The sequence below is a fragment of the Methylobacterium sp. 275MFSha3.1 genome (assembly GCF_900108435.1).
In the GTDB taxonomy this organism is placed as follows: domain Bacteria; phylum Pseudomonadota; class Alphaproteobacteria; order Rhizobiales; family Beijerinckiaceae; genus Methylobacterium.
Genome location: NZ_FNWP01000018.1, coordinates 66,005 through 82,884 on the forward strand (window position 1 = coordinate 66,005; position 16,880 = coordinate 82,884).

The window sequence follows — 16,880 nt, forward strand, 5'->3', positions numbered from 1 at the left end:
CTTTCGGAGGCGGGTTAGGCATCGGGCAAGCCGCGCTTGCGAGGGTCGGGGGCCCGTCAGCGCCCCCGAGACCCGATGCCCGGCAAGCCCAGCCTCGTCGCCCGCCTGTTCTGGACGGCCGTGATCGGCCTTCCCTTCGGGCTCTGGTACGGCCGGCCGGCGCTCGCCGCGACGGGACTCGCCCTCGCGCTCGTCCTGCTGCGGCATCTCGGGCGCCCGCGCCGGTTCCGGGCCCGGGTGCGCCGGATCGCCCGCGCCCATGCCGAGACGCTGGCGCTGCGGCGGCGGCAGGAGAGCTACACCGACCCCTACGGCAACCGGATCGAGGACGGCTGGCTGCGCGAGCGCGATTATTTCCTCGAGCGGACCGTCCTGCCGCAGCTCGGCCCGCGCTTCGCCGACCTCGCCGAGGCGGAGCACGCGCGGATGCTGGCGATCGTCGAGGCCGAGGCCGCCGCCGTCGCGCTCCCGGAGGAGGACGAGGCGCCCGGGGACGGGCTGGACTACGAGCGCTACTGCGCCGAGCGCCTGGTCCGGGCTGGCTGGCGGGCGCACCGGACGCCGGCGAGCGGCGACCAGGGCGCCGATATCGTGGCGGTGCGGGACGGGCTGCGCCTCGTCGTGCAGTGCAAGCGGCTGAGCAAGCCCGTGGGCAACGCCGCCGTGCAGGAAGCCGCCGCGGCCCTGCGCTACTGGGACGGGGACCGGGCCGCCGTGGTGTCGAACGCCGGCTTCACGCCGGCGGCGCGCCGGCTCGCCACGGCCACCGGCGTCCTCCTCCTGCACCACGACGCCCTCGAGGCGATCGAGGCGTTCGACCTCGCGGAGACGTGATGCCCGTCAGGCGAGCGGGCCGGGGATGGCGATCTCCGCCTCGCTGAGCAGGCGCGCCTCGTGGCGGCGCACGAACAGCCACAGGGCCAGGCCGCCGAACACCACCAGGGCGAGCAGGGTCAGGCCCACCGGGCCGACGATGTGCTCGATCTGGCGCCCGCAATAGTACGAGCCGATGCCCATGCTGCCAGCCCAGACGACGCCGCCGAGGGCGTTGAAGGCGAAGAAGCGGCGCGCGTCCAGGCGGTTGACCCCGGCGAGCAGGGCCGCGTAGGCGCGCAGCATCGCGGTGAAGCGGCCGAAGAACACGATCTTCCCGCCGTGCTGGCGGAACAGGTACTGGCCGAGCTTGAGCCGCCCGTGATCGAGGGCGATGAGATGGCCGTAGCGGAGCAGCAGCGGCATGCCCCAGCGCCGCCCCGCCCAGTAGCCGACATTGTCGCCCAGGATCGCCGCCGTCGCCGCCGCGGCGATGACCAGGCCGATGTTCAGGTTCCCGGTGCTCCCCGCGTAGACGGCGGCCGAGATCAGCACCGTCTCGCCGGGGCACGGCACGCCGGCGCTCTCGAGGGTGATGATCACGAAGATCGCGATGTATCCGTAATTCGCGATCAGGTCGGCGATGGGCAGGTCGTTCAGGAAGGCCATGCGGTCCTCGGGCCGGTCTCCGGGCAGAGCCCGGCGACACAAGCGGACGGAACGTGGCCTTAAGAGGGCCGATCTGCGGCCGGCGGCGTCCTCAGAGGACCTTCAGCAGTGCTTCGGCGCCGGACGCCTCGGCCTTCGAGGGCGTCTCCTCGACGTTGAGGATCCGGACGACGCCGTCCTCGACCAGCATCGAGTAGCGCTTCGAGCGCATCCCGAGGCCGAAGCCGGTGCCGTCCATCTCCAGGCCGAGGGCCTTGGCGAAATCGGCGTTGCCGTCGGCGAGGAATTCCAGCCCCTCGGCGCCGCTCGCCTTCGACCACGCGTCGAGCACGAACACGTCGTTGACGCTCGTCACCGCGATGGCGTCGATACCGCGCCCGAGGATCTCGTCCCGGTGGGTGACGAAGCCCGGCAGGTGGTTGCGGTGGCAGCTGGGGGTGAACGCCCCCGGCACGCCGATCAGGACCACGCGCCGGCCCTTGAACACGTCGTCGGTGGTGCGCGCGATCGGGCCCTCGGGGCCGATCACCCGGAAGGTGGCCTGGGGCAGGTGGTCGCCGACCTGGATCATCGCGGGTCCCTCGTTGTCGCGCGCTGGGATGGCGCGTGTGAGCAGCGCGCCTGACCTAGCGTGGCAGGGGGTGCCTGTCGAGGATCGGGAGCGGCCTGCGGCTCACGGTCCGAGAAGCTTGACGAAGGCCGCCCCGGCGCCGAACAGCGCGGCCCCGGCCGTCATGCCGGACAGTGCCACCTGCCAGGGCGCGAGACTCCGGTCCCGGCCGATCTTGGCGGCCTCGGCCGCAAGCTTGGTCTGCTCGACGGCCGTCTTCGAAGCCTCGGCCGTCATCTTGAACTGCTCGGCCGCCAGCTTAGTCTGCTCCGCGGCCAGGTTCGACTGCTCGGCGATCAGCTTGTGCTGCTCGGCGACGAACTTCCGCGTCTCCTCGTGCGCGCGCTCGATCCGGGCGCGCTGCTCCTCGATGTCGAACGCGGTCTGAGAGGCGGGGCCAGCCACGATGGTCACGGTCTCGAACGTGGCCGGAACGATCGCCTCGCGTGCCGGCCAGGACATTCTGCGGCGCGCATGAGACCCGCACAAGCTTGGGGGAGGCTTGCTGCGTCCCTTTTGCCCGCTGGACAACGGAGGGGCGCGGCGTAGCATGGAGGCATGGCGCACCCTCCGCACCGCAGGCCCGATCCCATGTCGGCAGCGTCGTCCCAGGCCGGGAAGGCGGCGCCGCTCCGCACGGAGCTGACGGGCCCGCACTTCCTCGACGGGCAGTTCCTCGTGGCCATGCCCGGCATGGCCGACGAGCGCTTCGCGCGCTCGGTGATCTACATCTGCGCCCATTCCGCCGACGGGGCCATGGGCATCATCGTCAACAAGGCGGCGACCGACATCAGCATGCCGGACTTGCTGGTCCAGCTCGACGTGGCGCCCGAGGCGGACGCGATCCGCCTGCGCGAGCGGGTCGGCCACATGCCGGTCCTGATGGGCGGCCCGGTGGAGGGACGGCGCGGCTTCGTGCTCCACAGCGACGATTTCCACATCCAGCAATCGACGCTGATCATCGACGACGGCATCTGCCTGACCGCGACCGTGGAGATCCTCCGCGCCATCGCCAGCGGCGAGGGGCCGGCCAGCGCCGTGCTGGCGCTCGGCTACGCCGGCTGGCAGGCCGGGCAGCTGGAGAGCGAGATCATGGCCAACGGCTGGCTTAACTGCCCGGCCGACCCGGCCCTGATCTTCAACGCCGACCTTGACGCCAAGTACGACCTCGCCCTGCGGGCCAACGGCATCGATCCGGCGATGCTGTCGATGACCGCCGGCCGGGCCTGACCCGGCCGCGCTCGCCGGGGCGGCACGCCGTCTTTGCGAGCGGAGCGAAGCGATCCAGGAACGCTACGCCGGCCAGCCCCGCGCTACCCTGGGCTGCTTCGCTCCGTTCGCAAAGACGGTTGCGCCGGGCCGTTACGGGGCGGTCTTACTCCGGAACGGCGTCGCCGCCGCCGACCGCGTCCGGGTTCATGCCCTCGACGGCCGGCTTGGGCCGGGGCCGCCGGGGCGCCACGGCGGCGGTGGGCGTCGCCGTGTTGGCGCCGAGCCGGGTCGCCAGGGCCAGGGCGCGGTTCTCCGTCACCCGCAGATGGCAGAACCCGTGCGTCCCCTCGCGCGCGTAGGTGCGGCAGAGCTGCTCCCGGTCCGAGGAGAACGCCGCCTGCTCGCTGACGATCGGCCGCACGTCCTCGCGCCGGGCCCGCTGAGTCATCAGCTTGTAATTGTCCCGTACGGCCTTGTCGGCGACGCCCCGAGCCGTGTCGAACTCGCCGGCCCGCGGGATCAGGGTGGCGGCGCCTGGCCCCCAGAGGCCGACCGGCGTGGTCGCGCAATCCGCCGCCGAGAAGGTGCAGACCGGGCCCGAACCCAGGCTCGAGACCAGGACGCCGCCGTCGGTCACGTCGAAGCGCAGCGGGCACTCGGCCCCGGCGGCCTCGAAGCGGGGCACGCCCTCGGGCTTGCCCTCGGCGGTGAGCGGCACCGGATTGCCGCCCGCGAGCGGGACGGTGCACGAATCCGCCGGCTGCGAGATCTTGGTCCCGGGCAGCTTGATCCGCGCCGTGACGGCCGTGCCGGAGCGCTCCAGCTTCAGGGACCCGGACAGGCCGTTGAGCTGCAGCTCCTGGCCGATCACGCCGTCCTCGGAGGGCGTCTTCAGCACGACCGGGCGGGCCGGGACTGGGGCGGGCCGGGGCGCCTCGGGAGCCGCGGGCGGTCCCGGCTCGCCCGGCGCCGCCGGGCCGGGCGCCGGTTCCGGCAGGCCCCGCGGCGGCGTCGGCGGCCGCTCCGGCTTGATGCCGAACAGGCGCTCGAAGAAGTTCTGGGCCCGCGCGGGGGGCGCGGCGAGCATCCCGGGCGCCGCGACGGCGACCGCCAGGATCGGGAGCAGGAGGCTGCGGGTCGGGCGCATCGGACTCTACGACGGGGAGACGAAGTGGCGGGGCCACGCGCAACCCCTTGTCGAAACGTTAACACGCCGTCGATGGCGCGGACGTGGCAGCGGAGCAACAAAATGCAGCCACGCCACCGGGCCGACGCCGTCCGTGCGGCGAGATCCTGCCGGAATGACAAAGGGATGGCGCGGATCCGCGGGGCCGATCCCGCCGCGCAGGCTTCGCCTTGCGGGCCCGGAACGGGCTTCTTATATCGCCCTCGACGCGGGATTGCGCGCTGGGTTTCAGCCGTTCACGGCCCTTGATCCGGCCCGGGTCCCATACTCACATCACCCCCGACACCGCCATGGGCCGAGCTGCTTCGGGGCTCGGCGGTCTGCTTGAACGCGACACAAAGAGGGATCCCACCATGGGTAAAGTTATCGGCATCGACCTCGGCACCACCAATTCCTGCGTGGCCGTGATGGAAGGCACGCAGCCCAAGGTCATCGAGAATTCGGAAGGCGCGCGCACCACGCCGTCCATCGTCGCCTTCACGGACGACGGCGAGCGGCTCGTCGGCCAGCCGGCCAAGCGCCAGGCGGTCACGAACCCCGAGCGCACGTTCTTCGCCATCAAGCGGCTCATCGGCCGGACCTACGACGACCCGATGACCCAGAAGGACAAGGGCCTCGTGCCCTACAAGATCGCCCGCGGCGACAACGGCGACGCCTGGGTCGAGGCGGACGGCAAGAAGTACTCGCCCTCGCAGATCTCCGCCTTCACCCTGCAGAAGATGAAGGAGACCGCCGAGTCGCATCTCGGCCAGCCGGTCACGCAGGCGGTCATCACGGTCCCGGCCTACTTCAACGACGCCCAGCGTCAGGCCACCAAGGACGCCGGCAAGATCGCGGGCCTCGAGGTGTTGCGCATCATCAACGAGCCGACCGCGGCGGCGCTCGCCTACGGCCTCGACAAGAAGAAGTCCGGCACGATCGCGGTCTACGACCTCGGCGGCGGCACCTTCGACGTCTCGATCCTCGAGATCGGCGACGGCGTCTTCGAGGTGAAGTCGACGAACGGCGACACCTTCCTGGGCGGCGAGGACTTCGACAACCGGATCGTCGAGTACCTGACGGCCGAGTTCAAGAAGGAGCAGGGCATCGACCTGACCAAGGACAAGCTCGCCCTCCAGCGCCTCAAGGAGGCCGCCGAGAAGGCCAAGATCGAGCTGTCCTCGGCCACCCAGACCGAGATCAACCTGCCCTACATCACCGCCGACAACACAGGCCCGAAGCACCTCGCGCTGAAGCTCAGCCGCGCGAAGTTCGAGTCGCTCGTCGACGATCTGGTGCAGCGCACGATCGAGCCCTGCCGCAAGGCGCTCAAGGATGCCGGCGTGTCGGCCTCCGAGATCGACGAGGTGGTGCTGGTCGGCGGCATGATCCGCATGCCGAAGATCCAGGAAGTGGTGAAGTCCTTCTTCGGCAAGGAGCCACACAAGGGCGTCAACCCGGACGAGGTCGTGGCCATCGGCGCCGCCGTGCAGGCCGGCGTGCTCCAGGGCGACGTCAAGGACGTGCTGCTGCTGGACGTGACCCCGCTGTCGCTGGGCATCGAGACGCTGGGCGGCGTGTTCACCCGGCTCATCGACCGCAACACCACGATCCCGACCAAGAAGTCCCAGACCTTCTCGACCGCCGAGGACAACCAGAACGCGGTCACGATCCGGGTCTTCCAGGGCGAGCGCGAGATGGCGGCCGACAACAAGCTGCTCGGCCAGTTCGACCTCGTCGGCATCCCGCCGGCGCCCCGCGGCATGCCGCAGATCGAGGTGACCTTCGACATCGACGCCAACGGCATCGTCAACGTGACGGCCAAGGACAAGGCGACCAACAAGGAGCACCAGATCCGCATCCAGGCCTCGGGTGGCCTGTCGGACGCCGACATCGACCGGATGGTGAAGGACGCCGAGGCGAACGCCGAGGCCGACAAGAAGCGGCGCGAGCTCGTCGAGGTGAAGAACCAGGGCGAGAGCCTGATCCACGCCACCGAGAAGTCGGTGACCGAGTACGGCGACAAGGTCCCGGCCGCCGACAAGGGCGCGATCGAGACCGCGATGACCGCGCTCAAGACCGCGCTGGAGGGCGACGACGTCGAGACCATCAAGGCCCGGACCACGGACCTGATGCAGGCCTCGATGAAGCTCGGCGAGGCCATGTACGCCGCCAACCAGGCGGCCGGCCCGGATGCCGGTGCCGAGGCGGCGGCCTCCGAGAAGAAGGACGACGTCATCGACGCCGATTTCCAGGAGGTCGACGAGAAGGACCAGAAGAAGCGCGCCTGAGGCGCGGATCTGATACGACCGCGCGGGGCCGGAGCGATCCGGCCCCGCCTTTGCGTGAGAAGCGTATTCAGAAGCTCCGTCATGCCGGGCCTGCGGGGCCCGGAACCGGGAGCCGCCGGCCGATCGCGGATCCGCGTCGTCGGCGCCTCCGGTTTCCGGGCTCGTCGCGGCCTCCCGGAACGGCGGCGCGGTGGTAGAGAAGCGTCGCGGCCCGGGGTACGGGACGGGACGGGAAGGCACCTGAGGGCGGGATGTCGAAGCGGGACTACTACGAGATCCTGGGGGTCACCAAGACCGCCACGGAAGGCGAGATGAAGGTCGCCTTCCGCAAGCTCGCGATGACCTATCATCCCGACCGGAATCCCGGCGACAAGGACGCCGAGATCAAGTTCAAGGAGATCAACGAGGCCTATCAGTGCCTGTCCGACGGCCAGAAGCGCGCCGCCTACGACCGGTTCGGCCACGCGGCCTTCAGCCAGGGCGGTGCCGGCGGTCCCGGATTCGGCAACGAGTTCGGCGACTTCATGTCGGACATCTTCGACAATTTCTTCGGCGACGGCCGCGGGGCCGCCGGCGGTGGCCGCGGACGCGGCGGCACGCCGGGCCGCGAGCGCGGGGCCGACCTGCGCTACAACCTCGAGATCACCCTGGAGGAGGCCTTCACCGGCAAGGCCGAGACCATCAAGATCCCGACCTCGATCACCTGCGAGGTCTGCGACGGGTCCGGCGCGAAGCCCGGCTCGAAGCCGCGGACCTGCCCGACCTGCGCGGGCTACGGACGGGTCCGGGCGGCGCAGGGCTTCTTCGCCATCGAGCGGACCTGCCCCAACTGCCACGGCCGCGGCGAGATCGTCGACGACCCCTGCACCGCCTGCCAGGGCGCCGGGCGCGTCAACCGCGAGCGCACCCTCTCGATCAACGTGCCGGCGGGCGTCGATGACGGGCTGCGGATCCGGCTCGCCGGCGAGGGCGAGAGCGGGCTGCGCGGCGGGCCGGCGGGCGACCTCTACGTCTTCCTGTCGATCAAGCAGCACGAGTTCTTCCAGCGCGACGGCGCCGACCTGTTCTGCCGGGTGCCGATCTCGATGGTCACGGCCGCGCTCTCGGGCGAGATCACCGTGCCGGTGATCGACGGCTCGCAGACGCAGGTGCGCATCCCGGCGGGGACGCAGACCGCCAAGCAGTTCCGCATCAAGGGCAAGGGCATGCCGGTGCTGCGCTCGCGGGAGGTCGGCGACCTCTACATCCAGGTCTTCGTCGAGACCCCGCAGAACCTGACCAAGCGCCAGCGCGAGCTGCTCCAGGAGTTCGACCAGTCGGCCTCCCCGGAGAACCATCCGGAGTCCGCGGGCTTCTTCTCGAAGGTGCGGGACTTCTTCGGGGGCGCGGTCCGGCCGTGAGGCCGGATCCGAATCCCGGGAAGACCCGTTATGCAAGCGGCCGGCGTGGCTTGCATCCCCTAGGCGCGGCGCCGGCTTGACTGTAAGACAGCGCCGTCCCTAGCCATTCATTCTCATCCGGCATCAAGGAATCCAGGACTTGCCGCCGCTCCGCCGTCCCAACGCGAAGGCTCCTGCGGGCAGGAGCGCGATTTTCGGGCCGCGGCGCGACCCCCTCGAGGACGAGGCCCGATTCCTGCGGTCCTGGCTGGAGCGCCCCCTGGTCACGGGGGCCGTGACGCCCTCGGGCAAGATGCTCGCCCGGACCATGGCGGCCTACGTCGACCCGCGCCTCGAAGGGCCGGTGGTCGAGTTGGGCCCCGGCACCGGTCCTGTGACCGAGGCGCTGATCCGGCGCGGCGTCGCGCCGGAGCGGCTGATCCTCGTGGAGTTCAACCCCGATTTCTGCCGCCTCCTGACCCATCGCTTCCCGGGCGTGCGGGTCATCCAGGGCGACGCCTACAACATGCGCGCGAGCCTCCAGGACGTGCTGACGGAGCCCGCCGCCGCGACGATCTCGAGCCTGCCGCTGTTCACCAAGCCGCTGGAGCAGCGGCTCGACCTGCTCAACACCGCCCACGACCTGATGCGGCCGGGCGCGCCCTTCGTGCAGTTCACCTACGCGGTCGTTCCGCCGATCCCGGCCCGCTGCGAGGCCGGCAGCTACACCGCCGATCGCTCCAACCGGGTCTGGCTGAACCTGCCGCCGGCGCGGGTCTGGGTCTACCGCCGACCCTGACCTGAACACGGCCTGAGCGAACAGGTCACGTTTGCGTCAACTGGAAAGGCGCACACCTGGGACACGGCCGGACGCCACAGGGCGACCGGCGTGGATCAGGAGAACGCCGATGTTCACCAAGACCGCACGGACCCGTTTGGCCGCCGCCCTGGCCTTCGGCGGACTCGCCTTCGCGGCGCCGGCCATGGCCGCGCCCCTCGGCCGCGATGCCGGCCTGCAGGCGGAAGCCGGCGACGTCCAGACCGTCCAGTACGGCTACGGCTACGGGCACCGCCACGGCGGCTGGGGTCACCGCGGCTACGGCCCGCGCCATCACCACCACGGTTGGGGCCGGGGCCATCATCACGGCTGGGGGCACCGCGGCTTCGGCCCGCGTCACCATCACCACGGCGGCTGGGGCCATCGCCACGGCTACGGCCGCTGGTAAGGGCTCCGAGCCCGCCGCGCCCGGCCACGGATCCGTGATGGCCGGGCGCGCCCGCTAGCTGGCGCCCACCCGCTCGAGGACGGGCGGGCGCTCCGGCGGCGCGTCGCCCATCCGGTAGGCCGCCCGCAGCGCGGCCTCCGCCCGGTCCGCGGCGGCCTCGTCGGCCGCGTGGACGATCCCGAGCAGCCCGCCGGACGATCCGGGACCGGCAAGATCCGTGAAGCCGACCCGCGGGTCGACCGGATCCTCAGGCCGCGTGCGGCCGCCGCCCAGTCCGATCACCGCCAAGCCCAGCGCCCGCGTCGCGATCCCCGCGACGGTCCCGTCCTGACGGACCGCCCGGCGCACCGGCGCGGCGGGCAGATGCGCCTCCGGCCGCTCGAGGAGATCGCCCGGTCCGCCGAGCGCCGCGACCATGCGGGCGAAGCCCTCGGCCGCCCGGCCCGAGGCGAGGGCCTGCTCCAGCCGCTCCGCGGCGCTGTCGCGGTCCGGCGCCAGGCCGCCCACGACCAGCATCTCGGCGCCCAGCGCCACCGTGACCGCGTGGAAGCGCGGCTCGCGGCGCGCGCCCGTCAGGTAGTCGAGCGCGTAGGCGACCTCGACGGCGTTGCCGGCCGCGCTGGCGAGCGGCGCGTCCATGTCGGTGATCAGCGCGGCGGTGTGCAGGCCGGCCCCCTCCGCAACCGTGACGATGCTCTGGGCCAGCGCCCGCGCCTCGGGCACGCCCGCCATGAAGGCGCCGGAGCCCTGCTTCACGTCCATCACGAGCCCGTCGAGCCCGGCGGCGAGCTTCTTCGACAGGATCGAGGCGGTGATCAGGTCGCGGGACTCGACCGTGCCGGTGACGTCGCGGATCGCGTAGAGGCGCCGGTCCGCGGGCGCGAGTTCGGCGGTCTGGCCGATGATGGCGCAGCCGACCTCCGCGACGACCCGGCGGAACGCGTCGAGCCCGGGCGTGGCGTCGTAGCCCGGGATGCTGCCGAGCTTGTCCAGCGTCCCGCCGGTATGGCCGAGGCCGCGCCCCGAGATCATCGGAACGTAGCCGCCGCAGGCCGCGACCATCGGGGCGAGCGGCAGGCTCACCGCGTCGCCGATGCCGCCGGTGGAGTGCTTGTCGAGGATTGGCCCGGGCAGGTCCCAGGCGAGGATCCGGCCCGATTCCGCCATCGCGCGGGTGAGCGCCACCCGCTCCGGCAGCGACAGGCCGCGGAAGAACACCGCCATGGCGAAGGCCGCCGCCTGCCCCTCCCCGACCGTGCCGTCGGTGAGGCCGCGGATGAAGGCCCCGATCTCGTCCGGATCGAGGGGCTGGCCGTCGCGTTTGGCCCGGATCGTCTCCTGAGGCAGCCGCACGCTCACAGCGTCCGTGCCCGCATCAGGGTCTCGAACAGGCTGCTCGCCCCGAGCCGGAAGGTTCTCGGGCTCACCCAGCCGGGACCCATCAACCGGTCGGCGAGGTCGAGGTAGGTGGCGGCGTCGGCGACGCTGCGCAGGCCGCCGGAGACCTTCAGGCCCGCGGGGCGGCCGCCGGCGCGGATCTCGGCCAGCATCGCCTCGGCGGCTTCCGGGGTCGCCGAGACCGAGCTCTTGCCCGTGGAGGTCTTCAGGAAGTCGGCGCCCGCCTCCAGGGCGATCCGGCTGGCCTCCCGGATCCGCTCCGGCTCGGCGAGCGCACCCGTCTCCAGGATCACCTTCAGGGTCGCGGATCCGCAGGTGTCGCGCACGGCCTCGACCATGTCGCGAGCCACCGCCGCCTCGCCCCGCAGCAGCGCGCCGTAGGGTAGGACGAGGTCGATCTCGTCGGCGCCGTCGCGCAGAGCCTCGGCGGTGTCGTCGGTGGCGCGGGCGCAGTCCTCGCCGCCCGCGGGGAAGTTGATGACCGTGGCGATCCGGATCCCGGTGCCCGCGAGCGCCCGCGCGCCCTGCGCGACGAAGCGCGGCCAGACGCAGATCGCCGCGACGCCGCCGCGCTTCGCGTCCCGGCAGAGGACGTCGATCCGGGTCTCGGTGCAGGTCTCGCCGAGATCGGTGAGGTCGAGGAGCGGCAGGGCCCGGCGGGCGACCGCGCCGGCTTCGGGGTCAGTCATCGGCTGTCTCTCCGTCGGGCAGGCCGGCCACGAACGCCCGGACCAGGCGGCCGAGATCCTCCGCGGCCCGGGCCGCCACCGCCTTCGTCTCCGCGTGGTGCGGCGCGCCGCCGGCGATGCCGGCCGCGAGGTTCGTCACCACCGAGACCGCCGCCACCGGCAGGTCGAGGAACCGGGCGAGGATCACCTCCGGCACGGTGGACATGCCCACGAGGTCGGCGCCCAGGATGCCGGCCATCCGCACCTCCGCGGGCGTCTCGAAGCTCGGGCCCGAGAACCACGCGTAGACTCCCTCCCCCAGGGGCACGCCGCAGGCCCCGGCCGCCGCGCGAAGCCGCGCCCGCAGATGCGGGTCGTAGGCCTCGGTCATCGGCACGAACCGGGCGTCGCTGGCCTCGCCGATCAGCGGGTTCAGGCCGGAGAGGTTGATGTGGTCGGCGAGCAGCACGAGGCTGCCGGGCCCGGTCCCGGGCCGCAGGGATCCGGAGGCGTTGGTGAGGAGGAGGCGCCGGGCGCCGAGGTGCCGGGCGCAGGCGAGCGGCACCCGCATCGCCGCCGGATCGCCGCGCTCGTAGGCGTGGGCCCGCCCCTCGAAGATCAGGACCGGCCGCCCGGCGAGGCGGCCGCGATGCAGCCGGCCGCCGTGGCCGCTGACGCCGGGCCCCGGAAATCCGGGGATCGCCGCGTAGTCGACGGCGCTCGCGTCCGTGAGGGCCGCCGCGATCCCGCCGAGGCCGGTGCCGGTCACCACCGCGCAGGCGTAGGGACCCGCGAAGCCGGCGGCGCGCAGCGCGTCGCGGGCGGCCGCCTCACTCACCGAGCGTCTCCGGGCCGAAGGATTCCGGCAGCAGCTCCGCCAGCGTGAAGGTGCGGGCGACTCCACCCGGACCGGCGGCGTGGATCGGGGTGTCCGGTCGGGCGAACTCGCGGATGCGCTGGCGGCAGGCGCCGCAGGGCGTCACCAGGCCGTTGCCGTCGCCGCAGACCAGGATCGCCGCGATGCGCCGGCCGCCGGTCGCCACCATGGCGGCGATCGCCCCGGCCTCCGCGCAGGTCCCGACCGGGTAGGCGGCGTTCTCGACGTTGCAGCCCGCGTGGATCGCGCCGCGCTCGTCGCGCAGCGCGGCTCCGACGGGGAAGTGGGAATAGGGGGCGTGCGCCCGCGCGCGCACCGCGCGCGCCGCGTCGAACAGGGCTGCGAGCCCGTCATCGTCCCGTGCTGGGTCCCGTGCTGGATCCGTGGCCTGCATGGCCGATCTTTGGCACCCGCCGGGGCGCCCTGTCGAGGCCCCGGGCGGGAGTCCGGCGCGCGCTCAGCGGGTCGCCGGACCGGCGCCGAGGAGGCTCGCCGCCTGCCGCAGGTCCGCGTCGCTGCGCGGACCGCTCAGGGCGTAGGCGGTGTCGCCCGCGTTCCACGAGACGACGTCGCCGTCGTCCGAGCCGGTGATGAGCGTCGTTGGTCCGCCCCGGATGCCGCGGGTGGCGAACAGCGACGCCTCGCCGAAGCGCTCGGTCTCCAAGGCGACCTCGATCCCGGTGCCGTGCCGGGCGGGGAAGACCTGGATGTCGCGCACCCGCCAGCCATCGGGCAGGGCCGGCAGGTCGATGCCGGTCGCCGAGCGGAGGCGCGCCCGGTCGTAGACCGGATCGTCGGCCTGGCCACCGATGCTCTTGCGCAGCTGCGCCACGACCCGGGCCTGCCGCGCGTCTGCGATCAGGGCCGGATCCGGGGTCGCCGCCAGGGTGTCGGGAACGCCGAAGCGGCCGATCTCGTCGTGGGCCAGCCAGCCCGCGCCCACGAGCACCGCGATCGCGGCGGCCCGCTTCAGGCGCGAGGCGACGCGGCGCCAGCGCAGGTTCCGGTCGAAGCGGCGCGCCAGGACCATGTTCCGGTCCGGCCCGGGCCCCGGAACGCGCTCGAAGCAGGCCCTGAGGGCGTCGCGATCGTGCATCTCGGCCATTACCCGGGCCGCGGCCTCGGGATTGGCCGCGAGGTGCGCCTCGACGTCGAGACGGCGCATTGGGTCGATCTGGCCGTCGACGAAGGCGATGAGATCGTCGTCTGTGATCGGATCGATCATCGTGAAGTCCTCGAATCCAGCGTGCCCGGAGGCGATCCGCCGGTCGCAATCGTCAGTCGGCACCGGCGCCCGCGGGTGCCGGTCCTTCATCAGCTCCGTGCTCAGCTCTCTCCGACGGCGCGTCGCAGAGGCCAGGCGGACCTTTCTCGCGGCTCGTCGGAGACGACGAGCCGGAGGGTGGAGGGCGGTCCGCGCCGCGTCTCGGATGTCTTGGTGGGTTCCGCCTCATCGGAGCCGCGGTCGGTCCGCGTCCCCTCCTCGAAGGCCCGCAGGGCCGCCCGGCCGCGGCCGAGGCGGGACATCAGCGTGCCGATCGGGATGCCGAGAACGGCCGCCGCGTCGGCGTAGGCCATGCCTTCCAGCGTGACGAGGTGGAGCGCCGCGCGCTGCTCCTCCGGCAGCTTGAGGAAGGCCTGCCGGATCTGGGCGAGGCGCACCTGACCCTCCTGGGCCGGCGGCGCCATGTCCTCGCTCATCCGCACCAGCGTGTCGGCGTGCCGCGCCTCGACCTGCCGGCGGCGCTGCTCGTCGATGAAGGCGTTGTGCAGCACCGTCATCATCCAGGTGCGCAGATTGGTGTTCGGCCGGAGCGAGCCCTGCATCTCCAGGGCCCGCACCAGCGTGTCGTGCACGAGGTCGTCGGCCCGCAGCGTGTCGCGGGTGAGCGACCGCGCGTAGCGCCGCAGGGGCACCAGCAGGTCGAGGAGGTCCGCGCGCTTGTTCTTGTCCGATGCCATGATGTGTGAACGCGGGGCCCGCGCGTTTAATCCCGCCTCCCGGCCCGGCGTCGCCGTCAGGCCTGGTCGAGGGTGGCGGCGATCCCCGAGATCACCCGCGGATCGGTCGGCTCGACCTGCGTGGCGAAGGCCGCCGCGAGGGTGCCGTCGCGGGCGATCAGGTATTTGTGAAAGTTCCAGCGCGGCGTCTCGGCGGGGCGCTCGGCCGCCGCCCAGCGGTAGAACGGGTGGGCGCCCGGCATCTTCACGCGGGTCTTGGCCGTGAGCGGGAATGTGACGCCGTGATTCCTCCGCGCCGCCTCCGCGATGGCCGGGCCGTCCAGGGGTTCCTGGTTGCCGAAATCCGGCGACGGGACGCCCAGCACGATGAGCCCGCGATCGCCGAACCGCGTCCAGAGCGTCTGCAGCCCGGTGAGCTGCCCGGCATAGCCGCACGCTGTCGCGGTGTTGACCACGAGAATCGGCTTCCCCGCGTAGGCGGACAGCGGCATCGGCGCGGCCTCCGGGGTCTCGAAGGCGAAATCCGTGGCCCGCGCGGTCCCGGCGGGCTGCTCCGCGCCGCGGGCGCCGCCGGCGAGACCGGCACCGATCAGGATCAGGGCCTCGCGGCGCAGCAGCGTCATGGCGGTGACCTCTTCGCGACCTCGTCGCGCCGCTGAGCGCGCGATTTTCCGCGCGGCAACGCGCCCGATCCGCCACGGTTTCATGCGCCGCGACGGTCGTTTCGACGCAGGCTCGACCGCCGGCGGATCGGAAGGCCGGCGGGCGGCCTCAACCGGTCCGGACCGTGTCGAGGAAGCGGCCCACTTCCACGTCGAGCTGTTGAGCCTGCCCCAGCAGCCCGGACGCCGCCTCGAGCACCTGTGCGGCGGCGCTCCCGGCCCCCTCCGCCGAGCGGGCCACGGCCGTGATGTTGTTGGTGACGGCTCCGGTCCCGAGTGCCGCCTGACCGACGTTCCGGACGATCTCCTGGGTCGCCGAGCCCTGCTGCTCGACCGCCGCGGCAATCCCGCTCGACACTGCACTGATCTCGTTGATGCGGCTGACGACCCGCGTGATCGCGTCGGAGGCGTCCCCGGTCCAGGACTGAATCTCGCCGACCTGTCGGGCGACCTCCTCGGTGGCTCTCGCCGTCTGCTCGGCCAGTTCCTTGACCTCGCTCGCGACCACCGCGAAGCCGCGACCCGCCGCGCCGGCGCGGGCCGCCTCGATCGTGGCGTTGAGGGCCAGCAGGTTGGTCTGGCCGGCGATGCCCGAGATGAGGCCGACCACGTCGCCGATCCGCGTCGCGCTCTCCCGCAGGCTGCGCATCAGGTCCGCGGATCGTCCGGCCTCCGCGACGGCCGTGTCGGCGAAGCCGGCCGCCGTCTGCACCTGACGGCCGATCTCGTGAATGGTCGTGCCGAGTTCCTCGGCGGCGGCGGCCACCGTGCTGACATTCGTGGCCGCCTGCTCGGCCGCCGCCGCGACCGTCGTCGACTGGTCGGCCGTCTCGGCCGCGGCGAAGCTCATGCGCGCGGCCGTGGATTCGAGTTCGCTCGCCGCCGACGAGACGGCCCGCACCACGCCGCCGACCGCCGCCTGGAAGCCGTCGGCCATCTCGACCATCGCGGCCTTGCGTTGCGCATCGAGGGCGGCACGGGCCTGCGCAGCCTCGGCTTCGAGGGTCGCGGCTCGGACGAGGCCGTCGCGGAAGACCCGGACCGCATCGGCCATGGCGCCGATCTCGTCACCGCGGCCGACTCCGGGCACTTCGGTCCGGAGATCGTTCGCCGCCATCCGGGTCATCGCGGCCGTGATGGCGCGGACCGGCTTGGCGATGCCGATCTGCAGGAGCGCCAGACCGATCAGCCCGATGCCGGCCATCAGGCCGAGGCCGATCAGGCTCGCCGAACGCGTCGCCGCGATGGCCGTCGCCGCGGCCTGAGCCCGGCCGTTCATCAGCGCGCGCTCCGTGTCGGCGATCTCGGCCGTCTTGGCGCGGATCTCGTCCATGATCGCCTTGCCGACGCCCGAGATCATGATCCGGCGCGCCTCTTCCCGCGTCGCGGCATCGCGCATCAGGGCGATCTCGCGATCCGCGAACGCGCTGCCCCAGCGATCAGCCAGGGACTTCAGGTCCGTCAAGCGTGCCTGCTGCGCGGGGTTGTCCGCCACCAGCCGCCGCATCTTTGACCAGGCCGCCGCGAAGGCCTCACGTCCGGCCGTCTCGGGCTCGAGGAAGCGCGGCTCCGCGGCGATCAGGTAGCCGCGCAGGCCGGTCTCCCGATTCACCATCGCGAGGCTCATCCGCTCGACCTGTTCCAGCACCGCCTGCGTGTGCTCGATCCGGTCCTGTGCCTCCCGGATGTCACCGATGTTCCGCAAGGTTATGCCGGCCACGACCAATGTAACGATGAGCATCGCGCCCATGACAAGGGCGATCTTGATGCTGATCCTGTAGTCGGACATACGAAATGACATGTCTCGGGCTCTCCCCGCGGTGAGTGAGTCGCCGCCTCATCAACCGCGCTCTGCCCGTAGACGCTTCATCGTCGCTTATGAAGAGAAATTTTATTAACTCTAAGTCAGACCAAGATCCATCTACGCAAACTCATTTCCTTCCACCGA

Annotated in this window: 18 protein-coding genes; 6 read left to right on the forward strand and 12 right to left on the reverse strand. The window is 72.2% G+C overall.

The annotated features are described in order from the left end of the window. Positions 1–75: 75 nt before the first annotated feature. A complete protein-coding gene (locus BLW78_RS20760) occupies positions 76–834 on the forward strand; it encodes a restriction endonuclease (RefSeq protein WP_020093822.1) in 759 nt (252 codons plus the stop codon). A gap of 6 nt (positions 835–840) precedes the next feature. Here the strand turns inward: BLW78_RS20760 and BLW78_RS20765 are convergent, their stop codons facing one another. From BLW78_RS20765 to BLW78_RS20775, 3 genes are all read right to left on the reverse strand, one after another. Continuing rightward, positions 841–1,482 (reverse strand): DedA family protein, encoded by a 642-nt coding sequence (locus tag BLW78_RS20765; RefSeq protein WP_091681812.1) that lies wholly within the window; start codon positions 1,480–1,482, stop codon positions 841–843. A gap of 91 nt (positions 1,483–1,573) precedes the next feature. After that, positions 1,574–2,053, reverse strand: a complete 480-nt coding sequence (locus BLW78_RS20770) for a peroxiredoxin (RefSeq protein ID WP_020093824.1) — start codon at positions 2,051–2,053, stop codon at positions 1,574–1,576. 102 nt (positions 2,054–2,155) lie between these two features. Next, positions 2,156–2,554 (reverse strand): hypothetical protein, encoded by a 399-nt coding sequence (locus BLW78_RS20775; RefSeq protein ID WP_244526999.1) that lies wholly within the window; start codon positions 2,552–2,554, stop codon positions 2,156–2,158. Between the two features lie 129 nt (positions 2,555–2,683). Between BLW78_RS20775 and BLW78_RS20780 the strand changes: the two genes are divergently transcribed. Next, positions 2,684–3,322 carry a YqgE/AlgH family protein gene (locus BLW78_RS20780; protein ID WP_280142477.1) on the forward strand — a complete coding sequence of 213 codons (639 nt, stop codon included), beginning with the start codon at positions 2,684–2,686 and terminating at the stop codon, positions 3,320–3,322. 145 nt (positions 3,323–3,467) lie between these two features. Here the strand turns inward: BLW78_RS20780 and BLW78_RS20785 are convergent, their stop codons facing one another. Continuing rightward, positions 3,468–4,451, reverse strand: coding sequence for a hypothetical protein (locus BLW78_RS20785; protein ID WP_091681814.1), 984 nt, complete (start codon positions 4,449–4,451; stop codon positions 3,468–3,470). Positions 4,452–4,843: 392 nt separating this feature from the next. Between BLW78_RS20785 and dnaK the strand changes: the two genes are divergently transcribed. From dnaK to BLW78_RS20805, 4 genes are all read left to right on the forward strand, one after another. Further along, on the forward strand, positions 4,844–6,760 hold the full coding sequence (gene dnaK, locus BLW78_RS20790; RefSeq protein WP_029359089.1) for a molecular chaperone DnaK: 1,917 nt from the start codon (positions 4,844–4,846) through the stop codon (positions 6,758–6,760). 251 nt (positions 6,761–7,011) lie between these two features. Continuing rightward, entirely contained in the window at positions 7,012–8,160 is a 1,149-nt protein-coding gene (dnaJ, locus tag BLW78_RS20795) for a molecular chaperone DnaJ (RefSeq protein ID WP_020093829.1), read from the forward strand. Between the two features lie 139 nt (positions 8,161–8,299). Continuing rightward, the gene (locus BLW78_RS20800) at positions 8,300–8,938 is read left to right on the forward strand and encodes a class I SAM-dependent methyltransferase (protein ID WP_020093830.1); all 639 of its coding nucleotides are present in this window, start codon (positions 8,300–8,302) and stop codon (positions 8,936–8,938) included. A 109-nt stretch (positions 8,939–9,047) separates the two neighbouring features. Beyond that, the gene (locus tag BLW78_RS20805) at positions 9,048–9,365 is read left to right on the forward strand and encodes a hypothetical protein (RefSeq protein ID WP_020093831.1); all 318 of its coding nucleotides are present in this window, start codon (positions 9,048–9,050) and stop codon (positions 9,363–9,365) included. 54 nt (positions 9,366–9,419) lie between these two features. Here BLW78_RS20805 and deoA read toward each other — a convergent pair whose 3' ends face one another. From deoA to BLW78_RS20845, 8 genes are all read right to left on the reverse strand, one after another. Then, positions 9,420–10,718 (reverse strand): thymidine phosphorylase, encoded by a 1,299-nt coding sequence (deoA, locus tag BLW78_RS20810; protein ID WP_091681899.1) that lies wholly within the window; start codon positions 10,716–10,718, stop codon positions 9,420–9,422. A gap of 2 nt (positions 10,719–10,720) precedes the next feature. Next, positions 10,721–11,452, reverse strand: coding sequence for a deoxyribose-phosphate aldolase (gene deoC / locus BLW78_RS20815; RefSeq protein WP_091681816.1), 732 nt, complete (start codon positions 11,450–11,452; stop codon positions 10,721–10,723). Continuing rightward, a complete protein-coding gene (locus BLW78_RS20820; protein ID WP_091681818.1) occupies positions 11,445–12,269 on the reverse strand; it encodes a purine-nucleoside phosphorylase in 825 nt (274 codons plus the stop codon). Before BLW78_RS20820 ends, deoC begins: the two co-directional genes overlap by 8 nt. After that, on the reverse strand, positions 12,262–12,702 hold the full coding sequence (locus tag BLW78_RS20825) for a cytidine deaminase (protein WP_056523657.1): 441 nt from the start codon (positions 12,700–12,702) through the stop codon (positions 12,262–12,264). The genes BLW78_RS20820 and BLW78_RS20825 overlap by 8 nt, the downstream gene beginning before the upstream one ends. A gap of 63 nt (positions 12,703–12,765) precedes the next feature. After that, positions 12,766–13,533, reverse strand: coding sequence for an anti-sigma factor (locus tag BLW78_RS20830; RefSeq protein WP_026605029.1), 768 nt, complete (start codon positions 13,531–13,533; stop codon positions 12,766–12,768). A gap of 101 nt (positions 13,534–13,634) precedes the next feature. Continuing rightward, positions 13,635–14,270 (reverse strand): sigma-70 family RNA polymerase sigma factor, encoded by a 636-nt coding sequence (locus BLW78_RS20835; protein WP_091681819.1) that lies wholly within the window; start codon positions 14,268–14,270, stop codon positions 13,635–13,637. A 56-nt stretch (positions 14,271–14,326) separates the two neighbouring features. After that, positions 14,327–14,893, reverse strand: a complete 567-nt coding sequence (locus BLW78_RS20840; protein ID WP_091681821.1) for a glutathione peroxidase — start codon at positions 14,891–14,893, stop codon at positions 14,327–14,329. 148 nt (positions 14,894–15,041) lie between these two features. Next, a complete protein-coding gene (locus BLW78_RS20845; RefSeq protein ID WP_170855207.1) occupies positions 15,042–16,733 on the reverse strand; it encodes a methyl-accepting chemotaxis protein in 1,692 nt (563 codons plus the stop codon). Positions 16,734–16,880: the final 147 nt, after the last annotated feature.